Genomic DNA, 13,346 nt, shown 5'->3' on the forward strand with positions numbered 1-13,346 from the left:
GGCCAGAGCCGGCCCGACCCGGCCGAGGTGAGGCGAGGAGGTGCCGCCGTGCTCGACGACCGCAAGCTCGCGGTCCTCCGTGCGATCGTCGAGGACTACGTCGCGACGCAGGAACCGGTCGGGTCGCGCGCCCTCGTCGAGCGCCACGGCCTGGGCGTCTCGCCGGCCACGATCCGCAACGACATGGCCGCCCTGGAGGACGAGGGCTACATCGCCCAGCCGCACACCAGCGCCGGGCGGATCCCCACCGACAAGGGCTATCGGCTCTTCGTCGACCGGCTGTCTCAGCTGCGCCCGCTCACGGTCGCGGAGCGGCGCGCGATCAGCGCCTTCCTCGATGGGGCGGTCGACCTCGACGACGTCGTCGGGCGCACGGTTCGCCTGCTCGCGCAGCTGACCCGGCAGGTCGCCGTCGTGCAGTACCCGTCACTGACGCGCTCGGTGGTCCGCCACGTCGAGCTGGTCCCCGTGCTGCCCACTCGGGTGATGCTCGTCCTCATCACCACCACCGGCCGCGTCGAGCAGCGCGTCGTCGACACCGGCCACGCCGTCGGCGAGGACACCCTCGGCGACCTGCGCTCCCGGCTCAACGCGATCGCGACCGGCTTGCCGCTTGCCGACGTACCGGCCGCCGTCGGCAACCTCGGCGAGGCCTTCACCCCCGAGGACCGACCGGCGGTGAGCGCCCTGCTCGCAACCCTCCTGGAGATGCTCGTCGAGGAGCGCGAGGAACGCGTCGTGCTCGCGGGCACCGCGAACATCACCCGCTTCGGCAGCGACTTCCCCAACAGCGTCGCCCCCGTGCTCGAGGCGCTGGAGGAGCAGATGGTGCTGCTGCGGCTGCTCGGGGAGGCGAGCGACGCCACGGCGTCCGTCGACCCGAGCCAGGTGACCGTCCGGATCGGTCACGAGCACCACGTCGAGGGGCTGGGCGGGACGAGCGTGGTCAGCGTCGGCTACGGAGCGGGTGACCTCGCGGTCGCCCGGCTCGGGGTCCTAGGACCCACCCGGATGGACTACCCGGGCACCATGGGCGCGGTGCGCGCGGTCGCGCGCTACGTCAGCCGCCTGATCGCGGAGGTCTGAGCGTGGCCGTCGACTACTACGCCGTCCTCGGCGTGGACCGCACCGCCACGCCCGAGGAGATCAAGCGCGCCTACCGCCGGCTGGCGCGCGAGCTGCACCCCGACGTCAACCCCGACGCCGAGACCCAGGAGCGCTTCAAGGAGGTCACCGCCGCCTACGAGGTGCTGTCGGACCCGGCCAAGCGCGAGATGTTCGACCTGGGCAGCGACCCGTTCGGCGCGCACGGCGGCAACGGCTTCGGGAGCGGGTTCGCGTTCACCGACATCATGGACGCCTTCTTCGGCGGGGGCGCGCCTCGCGGTCCCCGGCCGCGCCAGCGGCGGGGCCAGGATGCCCTGATCCGCCTCGAGCTCGACCTCGCCGAGACCGCGTTCGGGACCGCCAAGGAGATCCAGGTCGACACGGCCGTCGGCTGCCCGACCTGCCACGGCGCGGGGACGGCGCCGGGCACCTCGCTCACCGGATGCCCGACGTGTCACGGGCGTGGCGAGGTCCAGCAGGTGCAGCGCTCGTTCCTCGGGCAGGTGATGACCTCCCGGCCGTGCCCGCAGTGCGGTGGGTTCGGCACGATCATCCCGCACCCCTGCAACGACTGTTCCGGCGAGGGCAGGGTGCGCACCCGCCGCACCCTGACGGTCCGGGTCCCCGGTGGCGTGGACACCGGCACGAGGATCCAGCTGGCCGGCGAGGGCGAGGTGGGGCCGGGCAACGGCCCCGCGGGCGACCTGTACGTCGAGGTCGTCCAGCGCCCGCACGCGGTGTTCCAGCGCCAGGGCGACGACCTGCACTGCACCCTGGCGCTGCCCATGACGGCCGCGGCGCTGGGCGCGTCGATCGCGCTGGACACCCTCGACGGGGAGGAGACCGTCGACGTCCGGCCAGGCACCCAGCCGGGCCAGGTCATCCCGCTGCGCGGGCGCGGCGTGACCCACCTGCGCGGCGGCGGGCGTGGTGACCTGCTCGTCCACGTCGACGTGCAGACCCCGACGAAGATCGACGGCAAGCAGGAGCAGCTGCTGCGCGAGCTGGCCCGGCTGCGCGACGAGGAGCGCCCAGCGGGGGAGTTCGCCCCTGGGACCCATGGGCTGTTCGCCCGGCTGCGCGACGCCTTCAACGGGCGCTGAGCGTGGGCGCGGCGGTGTTCGCCCTCCCAACCGATCTCCTGCTCGCCGGGGCGGAGCTCGTCCTCGACGGCCCCGAGGGGCGGCACGCGGGCACCGTGCGCCGCGTCCGGGTCGGGGAGCAGGTCGTGGTGACCGACGGGGCAGGCCACGGCGTCGAGGCCGAGGTCCTGGCCGTGGGGCCAGACGGCGTCCGCCTCGGCGTGCGGTCGCGGTGGGAGGAGCCGGCACCGCAGCCGCGAGTCGTCGTGGTGCAGGCCCTGCCCAAGGGCGATCGTGGCGAGGTCGCCGTCGAGACCCTGACCGAGGTCGGGGTCGACGTGATCGTGCCCTGGGCCGCCGCCCGCTGCGTGACCCGCTGGCGCGAGGACCGAGCGGCGAAGTCGCTCGCCCGGTGGCGCTCGACGGCCCGCGAGGCGGGCAAGCAGGCGCGGCGGGTCCGCTGGCCGGACGTACGCCCGCTGGCGAGCACCGCCGACGTCGCGGCCCTGCTCGCCTCGGCGGCCGCCGGCCTCGTGCTCCACGAGGAGGCGACGACGCCGCTGGCGTCGGTACCGGTGCCGCCGGAGGGGGACGTGGTGCTGGTCGTCGGCCCGGAGGGCGGGATCAGCCCCGAGGAGCTCGCCGCGTTCTCCGCCGCGCAGCACGTACGGCTGGGTCCGTCCGTCCTGCGGACCTCGACGGCCGGGACCGTCGCCGCCGGGATCGTGCTCTCCCGCACACCTCGGTGGTCGATCAGCGCTACCCGACGGTGAAGTTCTTGGTGTCCCAGAGCAGGAGCGTGGCGTTCTTGCCGTTGTCGTTGAGGGCCTGGACCTGGTAGCCCCCGGCGGGCAGGGTGAACGTGGTGCTCGCGCTGGCAAAGGCGCCCATCTGCGTGGTCACCGCCTTCTGCGCGACCTGGGTGCCGTCGTCCTTCAGGACCCGCACGATGACGTTGCCCTCGAAGCCGGTGCCGTACACCGTCACCTTCACCGGCGAGGCGACCGTCGACCCCTCTGCGGGTGCGAGGATCCAGACGTTGGCGAGGGTGTCGAGGGAGTTGCCGCGCGCGGTCGGCTTGCCGAGGGACGCGGCACCCTGCGGTGGCTGACCGTTGACCTGGATCTGGACCCGCTTCACCGACGGGTCCGCGGCGGTGACCGTCCACACCACCTGCTGGATGGCCATCGCCTGACCCTGTTCCCCGATGTGCGGGAAGTCGCTGACGTTGACAGTGGCCAGGTCGCCGTCCACTCTCACCGAGAGTGCCTGGGTGCCGGAGGGCCACAGGGTCGTGTAGTCGGGGTCGACCGCGTTGCCGCCGAACAGCTCGTCGAGCGCGGCGGTGATCCGCCCGGTGGGGCTGGCCTCGGTCGGCAGGGTGTGGAACTCGCGATAGAGCCGGGTCCCGACGCCGGGCACGTCGGCGACGTAGTAGACGGCCAGCGCCGCCGACTCCGTCGGCGAGGAGGCGGTGGAGGCGCTCGAGTGCCCCCCGGAGGGGAGCGCGGACGTGCCGGTCGAGCCGGTCGCCTGCGACACCTGCTCGCTGGGGCTGACCACGGCTGACGTCGAGCCACTGGTGCCGGGGGTCGCCGTCGGGCTGCCGCTTCCGCGGGTCAGGCTGATGCCGAGGGCGACGCCGCCAAGCAGCAGGACCGCCGCCGCGGCCACCGCGAGCGGGGCCACCCACGACGGGCGGCGGCGCGGCGGCTCGCCGTCACCGGCCCCCTGCAGGATCTTCCCGAGACCGTCGTCGCTGACCGACATGGCCGACCCTTCCCCGTGCAGCACCTCACGCAGCCGCTCTGCGTAGAGCTCGTCGTCGTTCATCGATCCTGCCCCCAGCTCGCGAGCACCGGACGAAGGGCCTGGACCCCGCGCGAGGCGTACGACTTGACCGCACCGGGGCTGATGCCCAGGGCCGCGGCGATGTCCGCCTCGGACCAGTCGGCGTAGTAGCGCAGGACGAGCACCTCACGCTGGCGCTCCGGGAGCCTGGCGAGGGCGTCGATCACCGCCCGGCGGTCGGCCAGCGACGCGGCCGGGTCGGGGGCCGGCGCCGGGGTCGCCGGCAGGGCTTCGGCCGCGCGCTCCGCGGTCCCCCTGCGCCGCAGGACGCTCCGGGCGCCGTTGACGACTGCCTGCCGCAGGTAGCCGACGGCGGCGTCGGGGTCGCGCAGCCGGTCCCAGCGCCGGAACAGACCGACGTAGGCCTCCTGCACGACCTCCTCGGCGGTCGGCACGTCCCGCACCAGCAACGCCGCCACCCGCACGAAGGTGCCGTAGTGACCGCTGTAGAGGACGGTCACCGCCTGCTCGGCGTCCCAGCTGTGCGGGTCGTCGGGCGGCCAGGGCGCGGCGTGCCGACCGACGGCGTCCACCTCGCGCACCGCCCTCCGGCCGACGACCGACACCCCTGGCATGAAGGGTAGGACGCGCGAGCGCCCCACTCGGTTGGCACGTCACCCGGGGTGTCGCGAGCGAGCGTTGCTCCTCGGAGAGGATGGCGTGGTGGCCTATCGCATCTGCTTGGTCTGCTCGGGCAACATCTGCCGCTCGCCGACCGCCGAGGTCGTGCTGCGCTCGCTGCTGGGCGACGCCGGGCTGGCCGACGAGGTCACGGTCGGCTCGGCCGGGATCGGCGGGTGGCACGTCGGTGAGCGTGCCGACCCGCGCTCGCTGCGCGTCCTGGCCGCCGCCGGCTACGACGGCAGCTCCCACCGGGTACGCCAGTTCGACCCGACCTGGTTCGACGAGCTGGACCTCGTCCTCGCCCTCGACCGCGGCCACCTGGACGACCTACGGGCGCTGGCGCCGGACACGGCCAGCCGGGACCGCGTGCTGCTTCTACGCAGCTTCGACCCGGCAGCCGTCGCTGCCGGAACCCTGGAGGTCGAGGACCCCTACTTCGGCGCTGCGGCCGACTTCGAGCGGGTGCTGCGCGAGATCGAGGCGGCCTGCGCCGGGCTGGTCGAGCACCTCGACGACACGCTGGTCACCCGCTGAGGGTCGCTCAGCCGGGGGGCCAGCCGAAGGGGCGACCGCCGAGGACGTGGGCGTGCACGTGGTGGACGCTCTGCCCCGCGTCCGGGCCGGTGTTGGAGACCAGCCGCCAGCCGCCGTCGACCCCGTCGTCCGCGGCGACGGCCGCCGCCTGCTGGAGCAGCTCGGCGGCCGCGTCGGGATCGGACTCCGCCAGGGCGCCGATGCTCGGGTGGTGGTCCTTGGTGATGACCAGGACGTGGGTCGAGGCCACGGGGTTGATGTCCCGAAAGGCCAGCGTGCGCTCGCTCTCGCGCACGATCGTCGCGGGGATCGTCCCGGCGACGATTCCGCAGAACAGGCAGCCCTCCACCGATGTCACGGCGTCAGGCTAGCCAGCGCGAAGGTCGCGGCGAAGCCCGGGCCCCGGTCGGCCGCGGACCGTACGATTGAGCGCGACCCACCCCTTGAGCACGGAGAGGCGGCGCGAGGAGGGGCCCTGCGGGGCCCGCCCATGGCGGAGAACATCCAACGCACCCTGACGGTGCCTGCCTCGGTGCCGATGGTCAGCGTCCTCGGGGCTCGCGACGAGCTCCTGCGCGCCGTCGAGCAGCTGGTACCGACGGTGGACGTCCATGCGCGGGGCAACGCGATCACCGCGACCGGGCCCGAGGACGAGGTCGGACTGGTCATCCGGCTCTTCGAGGAGCTGCTCACCGTCGTCGGCAGCGGGCAGACCCTCACGCCCGAGACCGTGCAGCGCTCGCTGTCGATGCTGCGACACGACGCGGACGAGCGCCCGGCGAGCGTGCTGACCCAGAACATCCTCTCGAACCGGGGCCGCACGATCCGTCCCAAGACGCTCAACCAGAAGCGGTACGTCGACGCGATCGACGCGCACACCATCGTGTTCGGGATCGGGCCGGCCGGTACGGGCAAGACGTACCTGGCGATGGCCAAGGCCGTGCAGGCGCTGCAGAGCAAGCAGATGACACGGATCATCCTGACCCGCCCAGCGGTCGAGGCGGGGGAGCGGCTCGGCTTCCTGCCGGGCACGCTGTCGGAGAAGATCGACCCCTATCTGCGGCCGCTGTACGACGCGCTGCACGACATGATCGACCCCGACTCGATCCCGCGGCTGATCGCCGCCGGCACGATCGAGGTGGCGCCTCTCGCATATATGAGGGGTAGGGCTCAGCCGCTCGAGACGCCAGTGCTCACTCCCAGAGGCTTCCGCCCGATCGGGAGCCTGCGGGTCGGAGACCTCGTGATCGGGTCCGACGGTCGACCGGTACCGGTCCTGGGCGTCTACCCGCAGGGCACCAAGCCGGTCTACCGCGTCACCACCTCGGACGGTGCCTCGACTCTGGCCTGCGGTGATCACCTCTGGTTCGTGACGACCCCGGACGACCGCCGGCGGGGCCGTCCTGGGCGGGTGGTGCGTACCAGCGACATGCTCGGTCGTCTCCGGACCGCGCATTACCGCCGCTTCGAGCTGCCGTTGGTCGGCGCGGTCCACATGGAGCCGAAGGAGGTTCCCCTCGATCCCTACGCCCTCGGCCTGCTCCTGGGTGACGGTTGTCTCACGCTCGCTACGACGCCCTCCTTCACTACCGCTGATGCCGAACTGGCCGAGGCCCTGGGGGCGTGCCTACCCGATATCGAGCTGAGCCCCAAGTCGGATGTGGACTACGTCCTCAGGCATGCGGGTGCCGGCCGAGGGGGACTGCGAGTGGCCAACCCGGTGAGCCAGCTGGTTCGCGAGCTCGAGTTGGCCGGGACCCGCTCCAGCACGAAGTTCGTCCCCTCCGTCTACCTGATCAACTCCGTCGACGTGAGGCTGGCCGTCCTTCAAGGGCTCCTCGACACCGACGGAGGGCCGGTCCGACAGCACGGACGTACCTGCCGGGTCCAGTACACGACGTGCTCAGCCCGATTACGCGACGACGTGGTCTTCCTGGTCCGCTCTCTGGGTGGCATCGCACACACGCGCACGCGCCCGGCCGAGGGCCGGCGCCCGGGAGGTGATTCGCAGCACCCCATTCACCACCGACACGATGCCTACGTCATCGACATCCGGCTGCCGGAGGGGGTTTCTCCGTTCCGCCTGACGCGGAAGCGGGAGGCATACGACGCTGTCGGCGGCGGCCGACCGATGCGCATGATCGAGCGGATCGAGCCGGCGGGCAGCGTCGATTGTGTCTGCATCAGCGTGGCCGCGCCCGACCACCTCTACGTGACCGAGGACTTCATGGTCACGCACAACACCCTGAACGACGCCTTCATCATCCTGGACGAGGCGCAGAACACCTCGCCCGAGCAGATGAAGATGTTCCTGACCCGGCTCGGGTTCGGCTCGAAGATGGTCGTCACCGGGGACGTGACCCAGATCGACCTGCCCGGAGGCACCCAGAGCGGGCTGAAGATCGTCCGCGAGATCCTCGACGACATCGAGGACGTTCGGTTCTTGGAGCTCACCGCGCAAGACGTCGTGCGACACCGCCTCGTCGGCCAGATCGTCGACGCGTACGGCCGCTGGGACGCCCTGCAGCGCACCCAAGGACCCAACGGCCAGGGACCGTCGAGCTCGGGCCGTTCCCGTCCCGGTGCGGCGCACCGCAAGGGCGGGCGGTGAGGCGCGGATGAGCATCGAGGTCGCGAACGAGTCGGGGGTGGAGGTCGACGTCGACGGCCTGTCCGCACTGGCGCGCTTCGTGCTCGACCGGCTGCGCATCCACCCGCTCGCCGAGCTGTCGATCCTGCTCGTCGACACCGAGGCGATGGAGCAGCTCAACGCGCAGTGGATGGACGAGACCGGACCCACGGACGTGCTCGCCTTCCCGATGGACGAGCTGCGCCCGACGGGGGACGACGAGGATCCCGAGCCCGGCCTGCTGGGCGACGTGGTTCTCTGCCCGCAGGTCGCGCAGCGCCAGGCCCGCGAGGCCGGCCACAGCGTCATCGACGAGCTGCAGATGCTGACGACCCACGGGATCCTGCACCTTCTCGGCTACGACCACGCCGAGCCTGACGAGCGCGAGGAGATGTTCGGCCTGCAGCGTGACCTGCTCGCCGCCTGGTCCGTCCATCCGAAGGGCGCACGATGAGCTCCGCGGACGTGACGCGCCTGGTGGTCGCGTTCCTGCTCGTGGTGATAGCAGCGTTCCTCGCCGCCGCGGAGACCGCGATCGCACGGGTCTCACGGGCGCGCGTGCACGAGCTCGCCGTCGAGGGCCGGCGCGGCGCGGTCCCGCTGTCCGCCCTGGTCGACGACCCGGCGTCGGCGGTCAACGCGCTGCTGCTGGTTCGGGCGATCGCCGAGACGACCGCCGTCGTCCTCGTCACGGTCACCCTCGTGGATCTCCTGCCGTCCGAGGCGTGGGGCGCGGCGCTGACGGTCGTCGTCATGGTCGCGGTGTCCTACCTGCTCGTCGGGGTCGCCCCGAGAACCTTGGGTCGCCAGCACGCGGAGTCGTACGCCCTCGCGGTCGCCCGTCCCGTCCGCTGGCTCTCCCTCCTGCTCGCCCCCCTCACCCGGACGCTGATCGTGCTCGGCAACGCGCTGACCCCGGGCCGAGGCTTTCGCGACGGGCCGTTCGCCTCCGAGGCGGAGCTGCGCGACCTCGTCGACCTCGCGGAGCGCACCTCGGTCATCGAGCACGACGAGCGGGAGATGATCCACTCGGTGTTCGAGCTCGGCGACACCATCGTGCGCGAGGTGATGGTCCCGCGCCCGGACATGGTCGTCATCGAGCACGGTCGCACCCTGCGCCAGGCGATGTCGCTGGCGCTGCGCAGCGGGTTCAGCCGGATCCCGGTGGTGGGCGAGAACGTGGACGACGTACGCGGCGTCGTCTACCTGAAGGACCTTGCACGGCACACCTTCGAGCATCGCCATGGCGATTCGGTGAAGGTCGAGTCCGTCATGCGCCCCGCGGTCTTCGTGCCGGACAGCAAGCCCGCCGCCGAGCTGCTGCGTGACATGCAGGCGCAGCGTACCCATGTCGCGATCGTCGTCGACGAGTACGGCGGCACGGCCGGCCTGGTCACCATCGAGGACGTGCTGGAGGAGATCGTCGGTGACATCGCCGACGAGTACGACACCGGTGCCCCGGAGATCCAGCAGCTGCCGGACGGCGACGTACGCGTCTCCTCGCGCCTGAACGTCTGGGACTTCGCCGAACGCTTCCAGATCCCGCTCGACCACGACGACGAGGACGACGTGGACACCGTCGGAGGCCTGCTCGCCAAGCGGCTCGGGAAGGTGCCGATCGCCGGCTCGACGGTCGTGGTCGACGGCTACCGGCTGGTGGCCGAGTCGCTCGCCGGGCGACGCAACCGGATCAGCACCGTGCTCGTGCAGCGGATCGAGGCGGACCCCGCACCGGCGCCGGAGCAGACGCAGCGGGCCGATGCCTGAGAGCGGCGCCCTCGACCCCGAGGACGCCAAGCTGGTGACGCTGGCCCGCGCGACTCGGGCGCGCACCGGAGCTGCCGCGGCAGCCGCGGTCCGCGACACCACCGGACGGACCTACGCCGCAGGCGAGGTCGCCCTGCCCTCGCTGCGCCTGACGGCCCTGCAGGCGGCCGTCGTCGTCGCGCTGGGCAGCGGCGCGCCGGGCCTCGAGGCGGCCGCGGTCGTGGCCGAGGATCCGTCGGTCGGCGAGACCGAGCTGGCCGCGGTCCGCGAGCTGGCCGGACCGGGCGTTCCGGTCCACCTCGCGGGCGTCGACGGGCAGGTCCGCGGCAGCGCGACCAGCTAGGCGCGAGGGGGCACGGCAGAATCGGGCGGGTGAGCTTCCGGTGCGGCTTCGCCTGCTTCGTCGGGCGGCCGAACGCCGGCAAGTCGACCCTGACCAACGCCCTCGTCGGGACGAAGGTGGCGATCACCTCCGACAAGCCGCAGACGACTCGCCATGCCGTGCGCGGGATCGTCCATCGCGCCGACGGCCAGCTTGTGGTGGTGGACACCCCGGGTCTGCACCGGCCGCGGACCCTGCTGGGGGAGCGGCTCAACGACGTGGTCCGCGAGACCCTGACCGAGGTGGACGTCGTCGGGATGTGCGTGCCCGCGGACGAGCGGGTCGGCCCCGGTGACCGGTTCATCGCGCGCGAGCTCGCCGACCTGCGCCGTACCCCGAAGGTCGCGATCGTGACCAAGACCGACCGGGTCGACCGCCAAGAGGTCGCGGCCCGGCTGCTCGAGGTCGCCGAGCTGGCCGACTTCACCGAGGTGGTGCCCGTCTCGGCCGTCACCGGGGAGCAGGTCGAGCTGCTCGCCGGGCTGCTGGTCGGCCTGCTGCCGGAGGGCCCGCCCCTTTACCCCGACGGCGAGCTGACCGACGAGCCCGACCAGGTCCTGGTGGCCGAGCTGGTCCGCGAGGCGGCGCTGGAGGGCGTACGGGAGGAGCTCCCGCACTCGATCGCGGTGGTCGTCGAGGAGATGGGACTGCGCGCCGACCGCGACGAGGACCGTCCGCTGCTGGACGTCTCGGCCGTGCTCTTCGTCGAGCGCGACAGCCAGAAGGCGATCGTGATCGGGCGCGGAGGTGAGCGGCTGCGCGCGGTGGGGACCTCGGCACGCCACCAGATCGAGGCGCTGCTCGGGGTGCCGACCTACCTCGACCTGCGCGTCAAGGTGGCCAAGGACTGGCAGCGCGACCCTCGCCAGCTGCGCCGGCTCGGCTTCTGAGCCTCGGAGCCTGTTACCCTGAGTCCGTGCGGTTCGGCCTGCTTCTTAGCCGCCGCGGCGAGGCCCTCTGACGGCCGGCTCCCTCGCCGCGGTGATCGGCTTGCCCGTCGGCCACCCCGACCCATCCGAGGGAGCCCTTCCGTGACCGCGACGTCCACCCACGGCAGCCCGCAGACGCCCAGCGGGATGCCGATCCACAAGTACGCCCCGTTCGTCCCCGTCGACCTCGCCGACCGCACCTGGCCCTCCCGGTCCATGGACCGCGCGCCGCTGTGGTGCAGCGTGGACCTGCGCGACGGCAACCAGGCCCTCATCGACCCGATGACGCCCGCCCGCAAGCGCCGGATGTTCGACCTGCTCGTCCGCATGGGCTACAAGGAGATCGAGGTCGGCTTCCCGAGCGCGAGCCAGACCGACTTCGACTTCGTCCGCCAGCTCATCGACGAGGACCTCATCCCCGACGACGTGACGATCCAGGTTCTGACGCAGGCGCGGGCCGAGCTCATCGAGCGGACGTACGAGTCGATCCAGGGGGCCGACCGAGCCATCGTGCACCTGTACAACTCGACGTCGACCCTGCAGCGCCGGGTCGTGTTCGGCCTGGACCAGGAGGGCATCACCGCGATCGCGGTGGACGCTGCCCGCCTGTGCCTGAAGCTGACCGAGACGGTGCCGGGCACCGACGTACGGTTCGAGTACTCCCCGGAGTCCTACACCGGCACCGAGCTGGACTACGCGCTCGAGGTGTGCAACGCGGTGAACGACGTCTGGCGCCCCTCGCCGGACCACAAGACGATCATCAACCTGCCGGCGACGGTGGAGATGGCGACGCCGAACGTCTACGCCGACTCGATCGAGTGGATGTCGAGGCATCTGGCGTACCGGGACAGCGTCGTGTTGTCGTTGCACCCGCACAACGACCGCGGGACCGCGGTCGCCGCGGCCGAGCTCGGCTACCTGGCCGGGGCGGACCGCATCGAGGGGACGCTGTTCGGCAACGGCGAGCGCACCGGGAACGTCTGCCTGGTCACGCTGGGGCTGAACCTGTTCTCGCAGGGGATCGACCCGGAGATCGACTTCACCGACATCGACGAGATCCGGCGCACCGTCGAGTACTGCAACCAGCTGCCCGTGAACGAGCGGCACCCCTACGGGGGCGACCTCGTCTTCACGGCCTTCTCCGGCTCGCACCAGGACGCGATCAAGAAGGGCTTCGAGCACCTCGAGCGCGACGCTGCGGCCGCCGGGAAGCCGGTGGAGGAGATGCCGTGGGCCGTGCCGTACCTGCCGATCGACCCCAAGGACCTCGGCCGCACCTACGAGGCCGTCATCCGGGTCAACAGCCAGTCCGGCAAGGGTGGCGTCGCGTACATCATGAAGACCGAGCACAACCTCGACCTGCCGCGCCGGCTGCAGATCGAGTTCAGCCGGGTCATCCAGGCGCGCACCGACGCCGTCGGCGGCGAGGTCACGCCGGCGCAGATGTGGGCGGCGTTCTCCGACGAGTACCTTCCCGACCCGCACGCGCCGTGGGGCCGCTTCTCGCTCCGCTCGCTCCAGCAGGCGTCGGCCGTCGACGCGACCGACGCGCTGTCGGTGGTCGTGCGCGACGCCGCCGCCGGTCCGGCGGAGGTGACGCTGGAGGGGTCGGGCAACGGCCCGATCGCGGCGTTCTGCGATGCGCTGGCGACGTACGGCGTCGACGTACGGGTCCTCGACTACCACGAGCACGCCCTGTCGGCCGGCGGCGACGCGAAGGCGGCCGCCTACCTCGAGTGCGCCGTGGGCGAGCAGGTCCTCTGGGGCGTCGGCATCGACCCGAACATCGTGACCGCCTCCCTCAAGGCCGTCGTCAGCGCCGTCAACCGCGCCCTCCGCTGACCCACCTGCTTTTTCGAATGAACGCGGCGTTCTTCCAATAGGTCCGGAGGAACGTCGCGTTCATTCGGAAGGGACGGGGCGGCGGGATGAGGCTGTCTCTCCTCCAGCGGGTATGGCGTACACGTTGGGCCTGGGCCGAGCCCGGGCAACGTCAGCCGCCGCCTCCAGCTGGGCCAGGGTCTGTGCTGGTTGTCGCTCCACGACCTGCGGGAGGTGATGGACGACGACGATCCCGATCGCGGTCGCCTCGGTGTGCTGAGCGACGGTCCTGGCCCAGTCCTCGGGCGAGGTGTGGAACTGCTTGGAATCGATCTGCCAGGCGAGGGCTACGTCGTCGAGCCAGCCGTCGGGACGGAAGATGAACCGTCCGCTCGCGTCGTACACCGAGGGGTTCCACATCATCTTCCGCAGCCGCGGGCTGCGCTGCACCAGGCGCCAGCCCTGACCCTCCGCAAAGGATCGGACGCCCGCAGCCACCTCGGCGAGGGCTGACCTGATCAGCCGCGATCCGCGTATCTGCCCATCGCGGACCTCTGTCTCGATCTCACCGACTCGCACGATGTGTCTCTGGACGGACTCGGCAAGCAGCGCTCGGACGT

The 13,346-nt window shown here is 71.9% G+C and carries 14 protein-coding genes; 10 read left to right on the top strand and 4 right to left on the bottom strand.

What is annotated here, in order from left to right; translation table 11 throughout:
* The first annotated feature begins 48 nt into the window (after positions 1 to 48).
* From hrcA to VMI11_15715, 3 genes are read left to right on the top strand one after another with little or no spacing between them, the layout of a single operon-like run.
* Positions 49 to 1,086 carry a heat-inducible transcriptional repressor HrcA gene (gene hrcA / locus VMI11_15705; protein HTY73844.1) on the top strand — a complete coding sequence of 346 codons (1,038 nt, stop codon included), beginning with the start codon at positions 49 to 51 and terminating at the stop codon, positions 1,084 to 1,086.
* 2 nt (positions 1,087 to 1,088) lie between these two features.
* Positions 1,089 to 2,210, top strand: a complete 1,122-nt coding sequence (gene dnaJ, locus VMI11_15710) for a molecular chaperone DnaJ (GenBank protein HTY73845.1) — start codon at positions 1,089 to 1,091, stop codon at positions 2,208 to 2,210.
* 14 nt (positions 2,211 to 2,224) lie between these two features.
* Positions 2,225 to 2,962 carry a 16S rRNA (uracil(1498)-N(3))-methyltransferase gene (locus tag VMI11_15715; GenBank protein HTY73846.1) on the top strand — a complete coding sequence of 246 codons (738 nt, stop codon included), beginning with the start codon at positions 2,225 to 2,227 and terminating at the stop codon, positions 2,960 to 2,962.
* Here VMI11_15715 and VMI11_15720 read toward each other — a convergent pair.
* Both VMI11_15720 and VMI11_15725 read right to left on the bottom strand, forming a co-directional pair.
* Positions 2,949 to 4,022, bottom strand: coding sequence for a GerMN domain-containing protein (locus VMI11_15720; protein HTY73847.1), 1,074 nt, complete (start codon positions 4,020 to 4,022; stop codon positions 2,949 to 2,951). The two genes, VMI11_15715 and VMI11_15720, sit on opposite strands and share 14 nt — an antisense overlap.
* Positions 4,019 to 4,615 carry a SigE family RNA polymerase sigma factor gene (locus tag VMI11_15725; protein ID HTY73848.1) on the bottom strand — a complete coding sequence of 199 codons (597 nt, stop codon included), beginning with the start codon at positions 4,613 to 4,615 and terminating at the stop codon, positions 4,019 to 4,021. Before VMI11_15725 ends, VMI11_15720 begins: the two co-directional genes overlap by 4 nt.
* Before the next feature lie 88 nt (positions 4,616 to 4,703).
* Between VMI11_15725 and VMI11_15730 the strand changes: the two genes are divergently transcribed.
* Entirely contained in the window at positions 4,704 to 5,198 is a 495-nt protein-coding gene (locus tag VMI11_15730) for a low molecular weight protein-tyrosine-phosphatase (GenBank protein HTY73849.1), read from the top strand.
* A gap of 7 nt (positions 5,199 to 5,205) precedes the next feature.
* On the opposite strand, the gene VMI11_15735 is transcribed toward VMI11_15730, so the two are convergent.
* Positions 5,206 to 5,547 (bottom strand): HIT domain-containing protein, encoded by a 342-nt coding sequence (locus VMI11_15735; GenBank protein HTY73850.1) that lies wholly within the window; start codon positions 5,545 to 5,547, stop codon positions 5,206 to 5,208.
* Between the two features lie 141 nt (positions 5,548 to 5,688).
* Here VMI11_15735 and VMI11_15740 point away from each other — a divergent pair, with 141 nt between their 5' ends.
* The 6 genes from VMI11_15740 to leuA all read left to right on the top strand — a co-directional run bounded on the left by VMI11_15740 (position 5,689) and on the right by leuA (position 12,747).
* Positions 5,689 to 7,809, top strand: coding sequence for a PhoH family protein (locus tag VMI11_15740; protein HTY73851.1), 2,121 nt, complete (start codon positions 5,689 to 5,691; stop codon positions 7,807 to 7,809).
* 7 nt (positions 7,810 to 7,816) lie between these two features.
* Positions 7,817 to 8,281, top strand: a complete 465-nt coding sequence (gene ybeY / locus VMI11_15745) for an rRNA maturation RNase YbeY (protein ID HTY73852.1) — start codon at positions 7,817 to 7,819, stop codon at positions 8,279 to 8,281.
* Positions 8,278 to 9,594: a hemolysin family protein gene (locus VMI11_15750; GenBank protein ID HTY73853.1), complete on the top strand. Its 1,317-nt coding sequence runs from the start codon at positions 8,278 to 8,280 to the stop codon at positions 9,592 to 9,594. Before ybeY ends, VMI11_15750 begins: the two co-directional genes overlap by 4 nt.
* Positions 9,587 to 9,937, top strand: a complete 351-nt coding sequence (locus VMI11_15755; GenBank protein HTY73854.1) for a cytidine deaminase — start codon at positions 9,587 to 9,589, stop codon at positions 9,935 to 9,937. Before VMI11_15750 ends, VMI11_15755 begins: the two co-directional genes overlap by 8 nt.
* Before the next feature lie 29 nt (positions 9,938 to 9,966).
* Positions 9,967 to 10,866, top strand: a complete 900-nt coding sequence (gene era, locus VMI11_15760; GenBank protein ID HTY73855.1) for a GTPase Era — start codon at positions 9,967 to 9,969, stop codon at positions 10,864 to 10,866.
* 186 nt (positions 10,867 to 11,052) lie between these two features.
* On the top strand, positions 11,053 to 12,747 hold the full coding sequence (gene leuA / locus VMI11_15765) for a 2-isopropylmalate synthase (GenBank protein HTY73856.1): 1,695 nt from the start codon (positions 11,053 to 11,055) through the stop codon (positions 12,745 to 12,747).
* 60 nt (positions 12,748 to 12,807) lie between these two features.
* On the opposite strand, the gene VMI11_15770 is transcribed toward leuA, so the two are convergent.
* Positions 12,808 to 13,346 (bottom strand): hypothetical protein (locus VMI11_15770; protein HTY73857.1); only part of this gene is annotated, 539 nt, incomplete at its 5' end.

The organism is Actinomycetes bacterium, assembly GCA_035506535.1.
GTDB lineage: Bacteria > Actinomycetota > Actinomycetes > DATJPE01 > DATJPE01 > DATJPE01.

Excerpts from the sequence above, each read along its gene's own strand:
- VMI11_15720 (HTY73847.1), bottom strand. The coding sequence starts at position 4,022 with ATGAACGACGACGAGCTCTACGCAGAGCGGCTGCGTGAGGTGCTGCAC.
- VMI11_15725 (HTY73848.1), bottom strand. The coding sequence starts at position 4,615 with ATGCCAGGGGTGTCGGTCGTCGGCCGGAGGGCGGTGCGCGAGGTGGAC.
- VMI11_15740 (HTY73851.1), top strand. The coding sequence starts at position 5,689 with ATGGCGGAGAACATCCAACGCACCCTGACGGTGCCTGCCTCGGTGCCG.
- ybeY (HTY73852.1), top strand. The coding sequence starts at position 7,817 with ATGAGCATCGAGGTCGCGAACGAGTCGGGGGTGGAGGTCGACGTCGAC.
- VMI11_15750 (HTY73853.1), top strand. The coding sequence starts at position 8,278 with ATGAGCTCCGCGGACGTGACGCGCCTGGTGGTCGCGTTCCTGCTCGTG.
- VMI11_15755 (HTY73854.1), top strand. The coding sequence starts at position 9,587 with ATGCCTGAGAGCGGCGCCCTCGACCCCGAGGACGCCAAGCTGGTGACG.
- leuA (HTY73856.1), top strand. The coding sequence starts at position 11,053 with ATGCCGATCCACAAGTACGCCCCGTTCGTCCCCGTCGACCTCGCCGAC.